Origin of the sequence: Shimia haliotis, from assembly GCF_900114415.1 — a bacterium.
GTDB lineage: Bacteria > Pseudomonadota > Alphaproteobacteria > Rhodobacterales > Rhodobacteraceae > Shimia > Shimia haliotis.
In genome coordinates this window covers 1-14,511 of the sequence record NZ_FOSZ01000008.1, presented here as the reverse complement: position 1 = coordinate 14,511, position 14,511 = coordinate 1, and the positions used below count along the sequence as shown (strand labels likewise).

The following is a 14,511-nucleotide window of genomic DNA, read 5'->3' as shown; positions in this document are numbered from 1 at the left end:
CACTCAATCCCCCGTTCAATATGGAAATTGAATCAGTGACTTCGGCCTCGATCAAGGGTGAGTTTTTCAACAGAATAGGCTCTTTTCTGCCGTTAGCTGCGTTTTGCACCAAGGTCCGCACTGAGTATCGTTAATGCTTGAAACAGTTCTCTCTGTGCCAGGTTACAAACTCAGTCCTTGGCCGGTTGGCGAGGCGGTCCGGCACCAAGATCTTGCCGGATGAGTTGATCATCGATGTCACGGCTTCGATGTCATTGCTTTGGCGGGAAACCAGAATAGTCAGGTCGTCGGCTAATCCAACGAGGCCCCGATCAAACATCCAATGCGCGGTTCCGGACAGGGCGAGACCGTTGCTGACAATGTCGGGGCCGTCATGCTCTACAGGTCTGATATGAGCGGCTTCCACTTCGGCACGGCCGCCGCCATTGATCAGACGTAAACCAGTGATGGCGCAGCGCTCGCCGTAGGCGCGCAGGACGTTCTTTCTGAAATTTCGATCGCGAACCGCGCGGTTGGTCAGCTGGTTGACGCGTTCCCGTGCAGGCAGGTGTTGGAAAGGTGTTTGAGCATCTTGAAACCCAGGCATTTGCATCATGCCGCCTACGCGAGGCAGGATGCCCTCATCTCGTCCAAGTCCACGTTCGACTATTCGGGCAAAGTCTTCAGCTGAAAGGGCTCTTACCGCAGCTTGCGCGCGTCCAGATATCTTGCCTTGATCGTTCAGCAATCCTCTTTCGATGATCGAATTCTCGTCCCGGAATGAAACTGGGTCGCCGAAATCAAGATACGTTCCCGGCTCAATCACGGCCAAGAACATGTCCGGTTTCCTAGGATCCGGAATGATCTCCTGGACCATAGCGACAGCAAAATAGCCTTTGGTCTCTTTGACCTTGCTTGGCTCCAGGTAGACGATCCAATCCCCTTCGCACTGTTGGGCGCGAGAGAGGTATTGCTTGGGAAACTGATACCGCTCCGAGGGAATATCGTCGTAGATCGAGTCGCTGCGGTGGATGAAGACGCCGAAAGCCATCGGTTCACCCGCGTTGGAGACGTTCCAGTTTTCGATCGGCCGCGCGAAGGGTCAGCACCGCGCCTGTCAAAAATGGAAGTGCAAAGCCAGCCGCAGCGATGGCAAAAATCATGATGGCGGCCAAAACCGAGTATTCGGCGGTCTGTTGTGCCAGTGATAGTCGACCCAAGCCAATCAGGAAGAACACGCTGGTTCCCAGGAAGATCAGGTAAAGCGGCCCGAAGGGTTCGATCACCTCACGGCGAGTGCGCTCCAAGACCGAATGCCGCAACATGTTCCAGCGTTTGCTTGCCTTGTTCACCAGATTACTCCCTTACCAACTCGATCCATGTGTGCACGTCATCATCCGTCACTTCACGACCTTCGACATGCGATTGATACCAGCGCGCGACAATGGCCCCGCGCTTTTCGCTTTTGATTCTTATGCCCTCATCGGTGAGGTGCTTATCCAGCGAGCTTTCGATGTGTTTGAGCGCCTCGAAATCATGCCCAGCCCGAATGGATTTGGTGCCGAGTAGCAGCCAGGGCACGTCCACCTCGAACCGCTCACCCATCGCGACCAAGGCTTCTACAGGCATTCCGCGCTGGCCCTTTTCGTAGCTGTGATACGCGCGGGGTGAGACGCCGATAGCTTCCGCCATGGCCGCTTGTGAGAAGCCGATTTCATTGCGAGCAATGGTGAGACGAGCACCCATTGCAGCAAAAAGATCAGCATGTTTCTGCGGCATCGAAATTTTCCAATTGACTACTTCGTCGAAATTCGCGAACTTTGCAAAAAATGACGAACATTTACTGTTAATCACATCTGACCACGTCAGAAGGTGCAGAACAAGCGATTCCATGCGTGTCGCCGATTCAACTTAAGCGGACAAGGACAACTGAAATGGCAGAGACCAACTATTCAGACAGCTCTCAGATCCTGGGGCTCGGGAAAACGCCCGCGCAGTGGGTCGAAGTTATGGCCGGGATGGGGATCGATATTTCAGAACGCACGTTGCGTGAGCGGGCAAACGAGACGGGCGCATTTTACCGCCTTGGGCGGACCATGCTGATCACGCCCGCGCAGATCGACACGATTTTTGAAGGAGGCCAGTCATGCCGCTCCAAATTTATAAGAGGGGCCGCGTCTATTGGGCCAAGGGGTGGATCGAATACAACGGCAGGCCAATCGCCGGCCCATACCGGCGAAGCACTAAGGCATCTACAGAAGAGGGTGCACGGGACTGGATAAACCATGAGACCGAACGCCAAATTCGACGCTATGTCGTGGGCGACGAACCGAGCAAGACGTTCTCTGATGCAATCATGCTCTACAACGCGTCCCCCAAAGCAGCGAAGCAGTTGATCCCGATTGTCGAAGCAATCGGTGACTTGTCGCTCGGTGCGATATCTGGCGCACTATTGAAGAGCCTTGGGCCGAAACTGAAACCCAAAGCGTCGACCGATACTTGGTGGCGCGAAATCGTGACGCCCGCGAGTGCGGTGATCAACAATGCGCACGAATTGGAAGGCACACCTCTGATCCGCGTAAAGCCTTATGATAAATTCGAGCGGATCGCGCAGGACAAGCGGCGCGGGAAGCTTAGCCGTGTAGAGCGCACGCCAGCTGACAAGGAATGGATCGAAGCCTTTTGCGGTGCTGCTGATCCGTACAATGCCGCGCTGGTCCGTTTCATGTTTGAGACGGCTGCAAGGATTGATCAGGCCGTATCGCTGGAGCCGGATGACCTTCGGCCGCACGAGAACAAAGTCCGAGTGAAGGCGCAGAAGGGCCACCCAGAAAGCTGGATCACTGTCTCACCTCAGATGATGGACGAGCTTCTCGCGTTGCTGCCCAAACGCCCCAAGAACCGCAAGACCGGCAAGCTGATGAAAGCGCGCATCTTCGGCTATGGCAGCTCGACAGGTTACAACACGCGCTGGAAGACAATCTGCAAGCGGGCGGGCATCCCGTACCTTTCTGCGCACCCAGCCGGACGGCACGGGTTCTTCACTGAATTAGTCGTCCGGCAGGGCGTCGATCCCGTCACCGCGGCCAAGGCTGGCCGCTGGTCAGACCCTAATTTGCCCATGCGCATCTATGCCCACGCCGAGACCGATGAGGCTGACATTAGGGCCCGTTTTCGTACAAACCACGTACAGGATGACGCTGTACAAACACCCAACTCTAAGAAATCACAAAAGGAATAGCGCTATGAACGCATCCCTCCTAAGGGGCAGGTTGCAGGTTCGAATCCTGCCGGGGTCGCCAAAACCATTTGAAAAATATGGCTTATTTACAGGACGTTGTGCGGAAGCTTGCAAAAAGGCCTGTGAGCTTTCAGGCCGAAATCGGCTGAAACGGCCGATTTCTCGTACAAAACCTGTACAAAATTCGCACGTTTGTGCGTATTTCGGGGGCCAATCATGAGCCGGCATAGCTTTGATCCCGAAATCGCGGGACGTGTTGGTCTGAACGCGGCGGTGATTTTCCAGAACATCACCTTCTGGATCGAGAAGAACCAAGCCAATCGCCGCAACCTTCGAGACGGGCGGTATTGGACTTACAATTCGATCTCGGCCTTTAGTGAGTTGTTCCCCTATCTGAGCGAAAAGCAGATCCGAACAGCGCTCGAAAAGTTGGTCAGCGCAGAACTGATCATCAAGGGCAATTTCAGCGATGATCGCTATGACCGGACCTGTTGGTATGCCTTGGGCAACTCCATTTGCCCAAATGGGAAAATCGATCCGACCGAAAGGGAAAATGATGCATTTGCCCCTGAGGGCAAGCCATCTGCCCCTGAGGGCAAATCCTTTAAGAACAGATATAAACCATATCAAAAACCAAGTCCTTCGCACGCGAAGGTAGCGGTGGAGGATGAGATTTCAGAAAAGATTTTGTCCGCCTATCCCGAGGATCGCGCTCGCGGCAAAGCGGTTTGTATCTCGCAAATCCGCCAAGCGCTGGCCGACGGAGTGGACGCCAAAGGCCTCGAGGACGCCGTGCGGGCATATGCGACCGAGAGCGAAGGTTTCACCCGCTCCAAGGTGTGCTTCTCCGACAATTGGTTCACGTCTGGACGTTGGTTGAAATACCTTCAGGACGTAGAGGACGCACGAGAAGCTGGTAAGGCCAAAGAGGCCGAATTGCTGAAAGGTTTGTCCGACTGGGTCAAGGACAAGCACCCCCTTTGCCGCCACATAACACCCGGCCAAGTGACCGCTTTGCTGGCCGCGAACCTCGCCAGCCCTGCTGAAATCGAAGCGGCTGGGTTCAGAGCATGAGTGCGACAGACCCCCACAAAGAGCGGAGAGCAAGGTTACCCACCGATTACATCGGCGGGACTTGTGAGGGGCGGCAAGCCTCCCCTTCAAACCCCACCGGCGCGGGAAAAGCCCGCACCAAAGAGCCGCTATTCGAGTGGATCATCTTCGTCGCTGAAATTGCTTTCTTTGGCCTCGGCCCTATCGGAGATCCGATGAAGCGCCATATCCAATAGCATTGGCAATTCTTCCATCATCATCATTCTCTCTTTGGAGCCACCCATCAGTTCGCGCGACATCTTGCTATGGGACATGTGTTTTATTGAGCGGCGAATTCTATGAAGTGCTCGCTCAGCCTTTTCTGGACCACTGTCGCGCACTTCTCGGTAAGCTTCGGTGAGCATCTCGGCGAGCCACGGCATGTCATCCCGAACCATACCGGCCATCGCAACCAAAGCGATTGGTCCGTCGTCAGGATCGCCTGACATATGTGCTAGCTCTTCAAACATCATGGGATGGAACCGGAACTTCCGGCTCCGCATGAAACGCTCACGCTCAAAAAGCTCAGGATCAAAACCTCTCATTCGAGAATTTAAGCCTCGAACATCTGTCACAAGCTCTTCCAAAATTTCAGGCGTTGGTCGGCGATGTTTTGCGGTCGGAGCTATACTCGGTATTTCAGTGAGAGCAGTTTCCAATTGAGGCCAAAGAGCAGGAACAGACCGAGCAATAATGTCGTCGGCAGTTTTCTTCTCTGCGATCTCATTGATTGATTTCACAACTTCCATGATGCCGCTTGCTTCAAGTTTTTGCGCTTGAAATTGCGACAGCGGCCCAGTCAGGTCGCTTAATTCAAGGTCGAAAAGAAGAGGGATTACTTTGCCATCCAACATTGACTTGGAAAGAGCGCCGGACTCAAAAAGTATCCATTCTGAAGAAATATTCTCAGGAGTAATACAAATTATCCCAAAGTTCGCGCTTTCCAGTTCGCCCGCAATCTTTTGTGCCCAGCGATCACCGGCTTGAATATCTTTATCTGATACAAATGGCTCAACGTAGTTGAGCGCCATTGGCAACCAATCTCGCAACGCCTTCGCCATTTCTTTGCTTCGGTCGCCGCTCCAGCTAATAAATACTTTCAATTCAAACCCCTCTCTCGTTATCTCGCAAACGCTGTATCTGGCACAACCTATAGCTTTGTAACCCCAAGCTTTCCAGAAGCTATCGCGCCAGCATGTTGGACGCTCTCGCCGACGCAGGCTTTGACCTGCCCCGCGTCGGCAAAGCCCATCTCACAGCGAAAGACCCCGACACCGGCGAGCGCTGGCGTTTGAAAGGAGAGATTTTCCATGACGACTGGCAAGCCGAACCGCCTCGCCGAGAAATTGAACGCGGACCTGGAGACGATCCGGAGCGACCACGCCGCCTTGATGGCATCTCAACTGGAGAGCTTCAGGAGCGATTTCAGCAGCATTGCGACCAGCGCGCTGCATACAATCGAGACCGATATCAGGTTCTTTCTCAGCGACAGCAAGAGCGAGTTGGAGCGGCGGAGCGAGACGATCAGGCGCTGGTTGACGATCTCACCCTGGGTGATCGTGGTGATGGTCTCAGCCTGGATCGCGACAGTGCTGCTGGCGAGTTGGTTTTGGATGGGTTTGATGGCGGATTCGGAGTTGACGGAACTTGGCCTGACACGGATCGAACAGTCCGGGCAGACATGGGTGTCGTTGGACCCGAACCGGACGGAGTTGAAGACCTGCACGATGGCGGGGACGCCGATCATCTGCATCGAGATAATGGAACCCTAGATGACACAGACCCTGACAGCATTGGAACGCGAATTGCTCGCATCCGTCGAACGGTTGGTGACGGCCTGCGAGAGCTCAGCCAAGGAACTGCACGCCTTGGAGAAACGCTCGACCAGCAGGATCGAAAGCAAGGTGAATGGCTTGGCGCATTGCGTGGCGCTATTGATGAAATCACATCTCACGTCAGTCACTACATTGGCCGACTTGCTGCAAGAGGAACAGAATTACGAGACGCTTCAGGCGGGACTAGAGACCAGCTGGAAACTAGCGAAAGACGCCGAGAAACGGCTGAGCGAGAGTTAGACGCAAGAGATAGCCACCGCAGCGCCGGACATTCGCTTTGATCTTATTGCAATTTTTGACGTGGTTCGAAGGTCTTTAGCAGGAACCCTAAATTCGATCTTCAGCAAAACGCTGCATGTATGCGATTTCCTTGAGGAGTGCGCAGCGGAGAAACCAGTCATTCGCGAGCCTGAGAAGGATGGCCGTGTTGCGGGACCTTGCGGCCCTGCGCATGGATCGGTTCAACTGGTGCGAACGTCCCAAGGACTAAGCCGCTCCGCGGCATTGGCGCGTTTTGCTTTTGTAGCGTACGAGACGCTAGGTGGTGCATTTTGCGATCTGTCGAACCTGTTTGAGGATTGAGGTTTCTCAATCTGATGACAGGAGGATTTCATGACAGAGGAGAAGATGAGCCCGCTGCGTGCGCGGATGATGGAGGATATGCGTATTCGGGGGATGGGTGATAAGGCCCAGAAGTCCCATATCCGGGCAATCAAAGATTTTGCGGCATTCCTTGGCCATTCGCCTGATGCGGCCACGCCGGAAGAGCTTCGCGCCTATCAGTTGCACATGACCGACGCAGGTGTGACGCCATCGACCTTCAACACTCGGATCGTTGCGCTGCGGTTCTTTTTCGGCATCACCTGCGGGCGCGAGGACATGAAGCGCTTCATGCAGTTCAAGACCCAACCCAAGAAGCTGCCGGTGGTTTTCAGCGTGCAGGAGGTATCAGACCTGTTGATGGCGACGCCGGGACCTGGGCTGAGTTATCGGGCCGCCCTCAGCATCTCCTATGGCGGGGGGCTGCGTGCCTCGGAAGTTTGCAACCTCAAGATCAGCGATATCGACAGCGATCGGATGCTGATCCATGTGGATCAGGGCAAGTGCGGCAAAGATCGCAAAGTGATGTTGTCGCCCGGGCTATTGGGATTGCTGCGCGAGTATTGGAAAGAGGCGCGGCCTGAAGGGTGGCTTTTTACGGGAAAGCCCAAGATCAACCCGATCTCATCACGCCAGTTGAACCGGGCGTTCACCTCCGCCAAACACATGGCTGGGATCAGCAAACCGGCAACGTTGCATACACTTCGGCACAGCTTTGCGACCCATCTGCTCGAGGCCAACACCGACGTGCGGGTCATTCAGGTGCTGCTGGGCCATGCCAAGCTGACGACAACGGCGCAGTACACCCTTGTGGCCACCAAGACGATCAAGGACACGGTCAGCCCCTACGAGTTGCTGGCTGGCCTGCAGGATCAGACCCTGCGCCGAAGCTTGGAGTGACGCGCCGGGACGTTGTCTCGTCCGACGCTGGAGATTGCAGACATCTTTCGCAAACATGGCCCTGCGTATAGGCAGGCAAACGAAGGGCACATTAACCTGAGCCAGCTCAAAGTGATGTCAGCGCTTGAGACCTGCCGAACCGAGGCACTCGGTGGACATGTGGCCGGTTGCACCAAGTGCGGCCACCCTCAATGCCTTCGGCGATGTTGACCGAGCGGACCAGGTTTCCATCCACCCGGATGTCGAGTGTGCTGCCAACAGAGGCCTTGGTGAAGGCTGCCAGGGTCGCCGCAAGGTCGGGGGCCAATCTCAATTCGACGAGCGACTGGCCATCCGGATCTCCACGAATTTCACCGCCGACACCCCCCCTGCGCCGCTATCACGACCGGTCCAAGCTGAAGGGAGGGCGGGGCCTGTTCGATCACCCATATCGGGTGATTGCCGGGGTTCTGACCGCCGCCCAGATCGAGGCACTGGTCGAGATACGCCGCCTTCTGCACCTCCGAGCCGGCCCAGAAAGCGGCCGCGAGCGCCGCGATGACGATGGCCGCCGATGCTTTTCGTTCCAAAGGTATCCAAAGTCCTCCCTGATTGAAACCTCGTCAGGCGGCTGCGAATGCCCGATCTGGCGACTTGACCTGCGCAGGATTCTTCTATGAACTGCAGAACGATACGAAGAGTTCACGGATAGGGAGTGTTCGCCATGGGGTTCGTGCAATCGATCAAGGTCTGCCTTTCGAAATACGCTGTGTTTTCCGGACGGGCGACGCGGTCCGAGTACTGGTGGTTTGCGCTCTTCGTCATCCTGAGCAGCATCGTCCTGACGTTTCTGGACCAGGCGTTTTTCGGCACCAACCCAGACACTGGCGAAAGTGCAAACATCCTCAACTCGGGATTTCAACTCGCGGTTTTTTTGCCAATGCTTGCTGCGGGCTGGCGCCGCTTGCACGATACCGGGCGACCGGGATGGTATCTACTCCTGCCAATGGCGTTGGGGGTCGCAACCATGGTTGCGCTTCTGAGCGGTGTTGCGGTCTTCTCGGTGCTGGAAGGCGGGGTGGACGACCCGGAGGCGCTCCGTGGACCTGCGGCATTCCTCGGCTTGACCGGGATGATCGTGGTGTGGGGGCTGCAACTGGTGCTGTCCGTCATGATGATCTGGTGGCTGACCCGGCCGTCGCAGGAGGGGGAGAACGCATATGGCCCACCCGCGGCGTGAATGACGTGCCAGATTGAGCTGCCGATAATGGAGGGAAGACTCAAATGAAGTGCAAGATATCCTTGGGACTGGTCTTGGCCGCCGGTGTTGCCACGCCTGTTCTGGCCGAGTGGACGTTCGTAGCCGCCCCAACGGCCAATGCGTTCATTCAATCCAACGATTCGACGCTGGAACTTCAATGTGGCCGGATCCGTTTCGCGCCCGCGGGCTATGAGGATAGCGAGGACATCGAGACCAAGCAGGGACTGTCCATCCGCTTCATGAAGGACGGAACGACCGAAGTTGGTGCCTTCCAGGTCGGGCAGGACAACGCCAACGTTCAGATCGTTGACAACTTCCCGGTCGAGATCTCGTTCAACGATGCGGAGGATTACGGCTTCGTTCTGGATCAGTTGGCGGCTAATGCCTCGGTCAACCTTTCCATGATCGATCAGGACGTCACTTACGGTATCTTCGACCTGACAGGGTCGAGCGCTGCCATCAAGTCGCTGAAATCTGCCTGTGGCGGTGCAATACAGCAGGCTGCACGCACCGAGGCACCGGAGGGCGTGGTCTATTGCGGTGGCGGCGCGGTGAAACGCCAGATTGAGTACGTGATCCTCGACACCCCGGATGGCGAATGGGATGCCTTGCTGACTGTGAATGGCGAGGTGACCCGCGCCATGACGGCCTATAGCTTCTTTGGAAATACGGAAGCGCCGCGAGGGTTCGTCGTTGCGCTCCTTGGCGAGGATCGATCGGAAACGCTGGTCTTTCAGGATGGTGGCAAGGACTGGCTGGAATATGGGGATTACCAGTATGACAAATGCAACTGATGCTCTGGCGTGACGTGAAACCGCAGAATCGGGCGGGCAAATCCTTGAATTTTCTCGGGGTTTGTGCCGCATTCTGGCTTTCTTTGATTGTGCCGGCCTCGTCTGCCGATATGTCCGATTTGCCCGAGCAGCTGCAGCAAAAAGTCGAGACGGCCCGTTAGGCTTGCGCAGATTTCGAAGACGGCGCCTTCCACCTCGAATGGGAGGCCGTTGACCGGATCGACCTAGACGGCGATATGAGCCACGACTGGGTGCTGAACGAGCGCGGCTTCTCCTGTTCGACGGCCGCATCGCTTTACTGCGGCACCGGTGGATGCATGTCGCATTTTCTCGTGGAAGATGTCCTCCAGTCCCTGTTGAACCAGGGATGGGGCTTGGCCGATCTTGGGCCGAACAGGATCCTTCTGGTGGATGTCCATGGCTCGCAATGCGGCGGCATCAACCCGACTCCTTGTGTGACGGCCAGCACATGGGACAGTGACGAGAAACAATGGCGAACGGCTGCCGCCGAGTGGGAGTGACCCGTGTGGGAAGGCCGATCGACGGCCCCGTAGCGTTTTGCCCTCTTCATCGCGGCGCAGGATGGAGGGTACGGACATGAGCAAGCTGACGCTCATCTCTATTGTATTGCTGGGCTTGGGCCTTGCGCTTTGGGCGGGATACGCGGCGCAGGGATCATATGTCGACGAGGACGGCATCCTGCAGGAGCCTTTCCACCTGCTGGCCCTAGGCTGGCTTTTCGTCCTGGCCGGAGCGGTCACCCTGGCGAGCGCGCTGGTCGTCCGTATCATCAAGAAATGGAAGACCTCAAAATGAAGACCCGCTTCACATATCGCGATTCCTCCACCGACGGGTTTGTGCCGTCAGTTAACGCAAGCAAGCGCCTGAGCGCAGTCGGCTTGCTGCTATGTGCCGGGATGTTCGCCGGTTGTAGCGAGCCGGTGCCGAGCGGCGGGATCAGCGAGCCAGACCCCGATCTGGTTTTCGTGAGGGGCTACCGTTCCGCTGATGACGACTGCAAACTCACCGGCGAGTCCGCCTTCACGGTCGAGTTCCTGGATGATGCGGCAGACCTCGTAACATGCTCGACGGGGAGCGCGGCGGCAGCAACATTGGTGTCCGAAACCTCGTCCTCGATGGTCACGCAGACCAACAGCTACACTCTCTACACCGTGCCGCGCCGTTGAGCCGGTCGCCTCTTCGCCCTTCCCGACCGTCTTGTAGCAGCACTGGCCACAAATGAGCCGTCGCAGAGCAATCACCAAGCTGCCCGCGCCATTTCTTCAACGCGTCGTCGTGCGAGACGACATCATGGCGCGGAAATCCGGCTACCCCACGACCTTCCCTGGTTGGACTGCGACGCGTTCGAGTTGCGGTTCACGACCCCTGTGACCATTCTGATCGGCGAAAACGGCGCCGGGAAATCGACCTTGGTGGAGGCCATTGCGGCGCTCAGCGGCTATGACGAGGCCGGGGGCGGCAAGGGCTATCTCGCAAGTCATCATGGCTACCCATTCTCCAATCCTGATGGCCTTGCCGAATGCCCGCTTGCTTGAAATCAAACGACACGGGATTGCCGAAACGACACTGGAAGAGACCCAGCACTTCAAGCTCTTCCGGGAGTTCATTCAGTCGCCTTCCGAGTTCGTCGCGGACGCGTTTCACGAGATGAAAGCGTCCCGGGAGGCGGACCAGTCTGATCAGGATGGTAATCTGTTCGAGTAAAGTCTCGATGGAGCGTATCTTGATTGCAGAGCCAAGGCGGCTTCCTTCGAACGGAAGCCGATTGCCAGAAACAGCTAGAGCTTTCTGACAACGTGACGGACGACAAATATGCAAGCCGGCCAGAGACCCCTGCATCGCCTTTGATCGCATGACAGTCACGAACAGGCTGAATTGTCGGATATCGGCCTAGCCGGAGTTGGTGGAAGGATCGTCGTCTTCCGGCAGCGGCACGCTCGGGTCATCCGGAGGCAGGTCTGCCTCGGCATGATCGCTCGCGCCACCAACGATCTGATCGTCAGACGTCGTAGGATCGTCCAGCGTGGTTGGGTCCATCGTCGGATCATCGATCGGCATGGTCGCATCGACTCCGAGCGCCGCAGTGTAGGGGTTATCATGCCCGTTGTCGGGCGTTTGTGATGAGCCGTCCGCACCCGAGCCCGCGCGTACTGCTTCAAGGTAAGGGTTCGTATGGCCGTCGCCGGCGTCCTCAGTGGCCGAATGCTCGACCATGTGAATTTCATCTGCACCCTCGGATCTGACCGTGTCTTGCGGGGCCATGTCCGGCGAATCCGCTACGAGCGAGGCGCTTGAAGACTGAAAACCGATATCCATTGGTTCATCGTGAGATACTACCGGTGCCGGTGCCGGTGCGACGTTGGCTGCTGGCACAGCCTGTGTGGGGTCAAGCATCACCGGATGGTTCGTCACCACCGTTTCAGTGGCCCCATCTGGGCCGGTCGTTTCAACGATCAAGCCCACTTGTATGTTGGCCCGCACCCCTGCGGGAAGCTGCGCTGTCAGGCTGTCCAAAGCCCATCCGTCGAGGTCGACAACATCTGTCGGCCCGGCAACCTGAGTTTGGTGCCCGTGGCCATCCGAGACGGTTGTCCCCGCTAGGAAACCAGTCAGACTACGACCCGTGATATCGTCATCAGTATCTGCGGGCGCCCCGTCAGTCAGTGATATCTCGAGCGTGGCGCCTGGGTTTGGCATTGCAATTGTCGTGTCCACTTTCACCGTGTTGTGTGTGAAGCCTCCGTGAGTTCCATAGGTAAAGTGCCCGGTCTGATCTTGCACTTGGCCGTTCACCATGAGGATATCGGTCAGCAAGCCCGGCTGCCCTGCCAAATGCTGGCCCAAGGACACCCCTTGTAAATCTCCCGGATCAACCGCAACCGACGACATGGCCGCGCTGAATATCTGGCCGTTGAATGCGTCGTTGTTGCTGAACCCACCGCGCATCGTGTCCTGATCTCCTCCAAAGGCGAGGGCCCCACCTCCGGGAACGGAATAACCTTGTGCTACACCGGTCATATGCTTGGCCACTTGCCCGTCGATCATCAGGTCCAGCGTTCCATGGGCGCCGTCCCAGGCCACGCCGATACGGTGGTCATGCCCGTCATTGGGCAAGGCAATTCCGGTATCATGTTCCACTCCGCCGACTCGAACCGTCAACGAATCCGGCTTGTAGATATAGATTTCGTCATTATGGGGCGAGGTCTCGTAGCTCATCAGCGTCGCACCATGGATTCCCGCCGACGCTACCTGTTGGCCGCCGATCACCGTCATTTCGATGGCGAAACCAGACATGGCGGTCGCAGGCAGGTTTTGGTTTGTGAAAATCGCGCTGGCAGAGTTTTTGTCAAACGACATCACGTCCTGCTGAGCCGAGACCGTCAATGTTGGCGACGCGGTGTCTGTGACCGGGGTGATGTCGACGACAGCCTGCGCAACCGTCGTGTCCGTTCCATCCGTGATTGAGATCGTCAGGGGCACATTGTCGTGATGGACATTGGCCGCCGGTGTAAAGGTAAAGGTGCCATCATGATTGTCCGTGATGGAACCATAGGCCGCGTCGACCCCAACGGATGAAACACTCAATGTATCCCCTTCAGGATCCTGCGCACCAACCGCGTTAAGAAGTTCGGATTCTGTGTACAGTTTTGCCTGATCCTCGTGTACCTCACTCAAGGTTGCGGGTGAGGCCGAAACAGTCGGCCCGTCATTGGAGCCATCGATTCGGACACTCAAAGTCGTCGTGGTGCCGTCCACCGTCGCTACAGTCAGCGTGTCCGTCAAATGGTCGCCAGAACCCAAATCTTGAATAGATTTCAGACTGTTATCCACCGAATAGACCCAGAGACCATTCGCTTGAACTACAAAGGTCCCATATGTTCCAGCAACGTGGCTTTGCGGCACAAAGCTAGCTTCGCCAGTGTCCACATCTGTTACAGTCAGTGTGCCTCCCGTTTGCAAAGTATTGCTAGCGTTTACGTTGGTGTCCTCGACAACAGCTTTTGTTTTCACACCTGCTATTTGCGCGACATCATTTGTGCCTGTGACGGTGATGACGAGGTTCTGTGTGTCTGTCGCACCTGTGCTGTCGGTGACCGTCACCGGCACTGTCACCTGCTGCGTCGCGCCAGCCGCAAGGTGTTGATAGGCCGCATTTGTTGGATCAAAGCTCCAGGACCCATCGGCATTGAACGTGAAACCAGCCGGCGCGGTCTGGGCCAGTGAATAGGTCAGCGTGTCACCGCTATCCACATCCGTGCCCGACATTTGTCCCGTCACGGACTGACCGTCCTCGGTTGCCGAGGCCGTCGACGCACTCAGAACCGGTGCGTCATTCGTCCCGTGAATCGTGATCTGAATCTGATGCGTTGTGCCGTCGGAAGAGCGGATCGTTACGCTGTCTGTCGTTGTTTGTCCGTCACCAAGCGACTGGATCACAGGTTTGCGGTTGTCTATGAAGTAGGTAAAGTTTCCATCTCGCATCAGCAGCACATGGCCGCCAAGCTGGGTATCGTAACCCATACCCTGATACGTCTGCGGACCCCTGTTGATATCGAACTGCGCTTCGCCCGGATCTGGATCCGTGATGTCGAGTTTGCCGTCAACTTGCAGTTCGTAATGCGTGTTGATGTAACCCCGGTCTTCGGTCACCGACGGAATGCTGACTTCGGTTATCACGGCCGGGTCTCCAACGGCGCCGAGCGTCAGGCTTGCGGTCTGCGCGACGGTGCCGCCATGGCCATCGGTGACGGTGTAGCTCAGGCTGACAGGGCCGTTGTAGTTGGGGTCCGGTGTGAAGGTAAAGCCGTT

General features: G+C 56.7%; 18 protein-coding genes and 1 pseudogene. 13 read left to right on the top strand and 6 right to left on the bottom strand.

The features are described 5' to 3' along the window. Positions 1–130: 130 nt before the first annotated feature. Genes BM069_RS16270 through BM069_RS16260 form a run of 3 tightly spaced genes read right to left on the bottom strand, consistent with a single transcriptional unit; the run spans position 131 to position 1,872 of the window. A complete protein-coding gene (locus BM069_RS16270) occupies positions 131–1,030 on the bottom strand; it encodes an HNH endonuclease (RefSeq protein ID WP_050687578.1) in 900 nt (299 codons plus the stop codon). A gap of 4 nt (positions 1,031–1,034) precedes the next feature. Further along, on the bottom strand, positions 1,035–1,331 hold the full coding sequence (locus tag BM069_RS16265; protein WP_050687580.1) for a hypothetical protein: 297 nt from the start codon (positions 1,329–1,331) through the stop codon (positions 1,035–1,037). A gap of 4 nt (positions 1,332–1,335) precedes the next feature. After that, positions 1,336–1,872 (bottom strand): helix-turn-helix domain-containing protein, encoded by a 537-nt coding sequence (locus BM069_RS16260; protein WP_242656127.1) that lies wholly within the window; start codon positions 1,870–1,872, stop codon positions 1,336–1,338. Between the two features lie 253 nt (positions 1,873–2,125). Here BM069_RS16260 and BM069_RS16255 point away from each other — a divergent pair, with 253 nt between their 5' ends. Together BM069_RS16255 and BM069_RS16250 are read left to right on the top strand one after the other, a co-directional pair. Continuing rightward, positions 2,126–3,220 carry a tyrosine-type recombinase/integrase gene (locus tag BM069_RS16255; protein WP_050687582.1) on the top strand — a complete coding sequence of 365 codons (1,095 nt, stop codon included), beginning with the start codon at positions 2,126–2,128 and terminating at the stop codon, positions 3,218–3,220. A gap of 216 nt (positions 3,221–3,436) precedes the next feature. After that, complete coding sequence (locus BM069_RS16250; RefSeq protein WP_093325303.1) at positions 3,437–4,294, top strand: hypothetical protein; 858 nt, start codon at positions 3,437–3,439, stop codon at positions 4,292–4,294. A 128-nt stretch (positions 4,295–4,422) separates the two neighbouring features. On the opposite strand, the gene BM069_RS16245 is transcribed toward BM069_RS16250, so the two are convergent. Then, a complete protein-coding gene (locus BM069_RS16245; RefSeq protein WP_093325301.1) occupies positions 4,423–5,415 on the bottom strand; it encodes a toll/interleukin-1 receptor domain-containing protein in 993 nt (330 codons plus the stop codon). 207 nt (positions 5,416–5,622) lie between these two features. Here BM069_RS16245 and BM069_RS19865 point away from each other — a divergent pair, with 207 nt between their 5' ends. The 4 genes and pseudogenes from BM069_RS19865 to BM069_RS16230 all read left to right on the top strand — a co-directional run. Beyond that, a complete protein-coding gene (locus BM069_RS19865; RefSeq protein WP_170846768.1) occupies positions 5,623–6,084 on the top strand; it encodes a hypothetical protein in 462 nt (153 codons plus the stop codon). Then, positions 6,085–6,387, top strand: coding sequence for a hypothetical protein (locus BM069_RS19860; RefSeq protein WP_170846767.1), 303 nt, complete (start codon positions 6,085–6,087; stop codon positions 6,385–6,387). It abuts the gene before it with no gap. 372 nt (positions 6,388–6,759) lie between these two features. Further along, a complete protein-coding gene (locus tag BM069_RS16235) occupies positions 6,760–7,647 on the top strand; it encodes a tyrosine-type recombinase/integrase (protein ID WP_093325300.1) in 888 nt (295 codons plus the stop codon). Positions 7,648–7,659: 12 nt separating this feature from the next. Continuing rightward, positions 7,660–7,833 (top strand): annotated as a pseudogene (locus BM069_RS16230) (transposase zinc-binding domain-containing protein); the annotation flags it as partial. Positions 7,834–7,997: 164 nt separating this feature from the next. Here the strand turns inward: BM069_RS16230 and BM069_RS16225 are convergent. Beyond that, complete coding sequence (locus BM069_RS16225) at positions 7,998–8,216, bottom strand: hypothetical protein (RefSeq protein ID WP_212611553.1); 219 nt, start codon at positions 8,214–8,216, stop codon at positions 7,998–8,000. A gap of 134 nt (positions 8,217–8,350) precedes the next feature. On the opposite strand from BM069_RS16225, the gene BM069_RS16220 reads away from it, so the two are divergent. The 7 genes from BM069_RS16220 (at position 8,351) to BM069_RS19940 (ending at position 11,406) form a co-directional block, all read left to right on the top strand. Beyond that, complete coding sequence (locus tag BM069_RS16220; RefSeq protein WP_093325430.1) at positions 8,351–8,866, top strand: DUF805 domain-containing protein; 516 nt, start codon at positions 8,351–8,353, stop codon at positions 8,864–8,866. Between the two features lie 44 nt (positions 8,867–8,910). After that, positions 8,911–9,681 (top strand): hypothetical protein, encoded by a 771-nt coding sequence (locus BM069_RS16215; protein WP_093325296.1) that lies wholly within the window; start codon positions 8,911–8,913, stop codon positions 9,679–9,681. Positions 9,682–9,917: 236 nt separating this feature from the next. After that, positions 9,918–10,202 carry a hypothetical protein gene (locus tag BM069_RS16210; RefSeq protein WP_093325295.1) on the top strand — a complete coding sequence of 95 codons (285 nt, stop codon included), beginning with the start codon at positions 9,918–9,920 and terminating at the stop codon, positions 10,200–10,202. A gap of 76 nt (positions 10,203–10,278) precedes the next feature. Next, on the top strand, positions 10,279–10,497 hold the full coding sequence (locus tag BM069_RS16205) for a DUF3955 domain-containing protein (RefSeq protein WP_139216228.1): 219 nt from the start codon (positions 10,279–10,281) through the stop codon (positions 10,495–10,497). Beyond that, entirely contained in the window at positions 10,494–10,868 is a 375-nt protein-coding gene (locus tag BM069_RS16200; protein ID WP_093325292.1) for a hypothetical protein, read from the top strand. The genes BM069_RS16205 and BM069_RS16200 overlap by 4 nt, the downstream gene beginning before the upstream one ends. A 183-nt stretch (positions 10,869–11,051) precedes the next feature. Further along, positions 11,052–11,237: an AAA family ATPase gene (locus BM069_RS19945; protein ID WP_212611552.1), complete on the top strand. Its 186-nt coding sequence runs from the start codon at positions 11,052–11,054 to the stop codon at positions 11,235–11,237. Beyond that, on the top strand, positions 11,185–11,406 hold the full coding sequence (locus tag BM069_RS19940; RefSeq protein WP_212611551.1) for a hypothetical protein: 222 nt from the start codon (positions 11,185–11,187) through the stop codon (positions 11,404–11,406). Before BM069_RS19945 ends, BM069_RS19940 begins: the two co-directional genes overlap by 53 nt. A gap of 186 nt (positions 11,407–11,592) precedes the next feature. On the opposite strand, the gene BM069_RS16190 is transcribed toward BM069_RS19940, so the two are convergent. Further along, a partial coding sequence (locus BM069_RS16190; RefSeq protein WP_093325290.1) for a VCBS domain-containing protein occupies positions 11,593–14,511 on the bottom strand: 2,919 nt, incomplete at its 5' end.

What these genes read in the sequence shown, in the direction of transcription:
- BM069_RS16250 (WP_093325303.1), top strand. Translation starts at nt 3,437, where the DNA reads ATGAGCCGGCATAGCTTTGATCCCGAAATCGCGGGACGTGTTGGTCTG.
- BM069_RS16260 (WP_242656127.1), bottom strand. Translation starts at nt 1,872, where the DNA reads ATGGAATCGCTTGTTCTGCACCTTCTGACGTGGTCAGATGTGATTAAC.
- BM069_RS19865 (WP_170846768.1), top strand. Translation starts at nt 5,623, where the DNA reads ATGACGACTGGCAAGCCGAACCGCCTCGCCGAGAAATTGAACGCGGAC.
- BM069_RS16205 (WP_139216228.1), top strand. Translation starts at nt 10,279, where the DNA reads ATGAGCAAGCTGACGCTCATCTCTATTGTATTGCTGGGCTTGGGCCTT.
- BM069_RS19940 (WP_212611551.1), top strand. Translation starts at nt 11,185, where the DNA reads ATGGCTACCCATTCTCCAATCCTGATGGCCTTGCCGAATGCCCGCTTG.
- BM069_RS19860 (WP_170846767.1), top strand. Translation starts at nt 6,085, where the DNA reads ATGACACAGACCCTGACAGCATTGGAACGCGAATTGCTCGCATCCGTC.
- BM069_RS16215 (WP_093325296.1), top strand. Translation starts at nt 8,911, where the DNA reads ATGAAGTGCAAGATATCCTTGGGACTGGTCTTGGCCGCCGGTGTTGCC.
- BM069_RS16270 (WP_050687578.1), bottom strand. Translation starts at nt 1,030, where the DNA reads ATGGCTTTCGGCGTCTTCATCCACCGCAGCGACTCGATCTACGACGAT.
- BM069_RS16210 (WP_093325295.1), top strand. Translation starts at nt 9,918, where the DNA reads ATGAGCCACGACTGGGTGCTGAACGAGCGCGGCTTCTCCTGTTCGACG.
- BM069_RS16235 (WP_093325300.1), top strand. Translation starts at nt 6,760, where the DNA reads ATGACAGAGGAGAAGATGAGCCCGCTGCGTGCGCGGATGATGGAGGAT.
- BM069_RS16255 (WP_050687582.1), top strand. Translation starts at nt 2,126, where the DNA reads ATGCCGCTCCAAATTTATAAGAGGGGCCGCGTCTATTGGGCCAAGGGG.
- BM069_RS16200 (WP_093325292.1), top strand. Translation starts at nt 10,494, where the DNA reads ATGAAGACCCGCTTCACATATCGCGATTCCTCCACCGACGGGTTTGTG.
- BM069_RS16220 (WP_093325430.1), top strand. Translation starts at nt 8,351, where the DNA reads ATGGGGTTCGTGCAATCGATCAAGGTCTGCCTTTCGAAATACGCTGTG.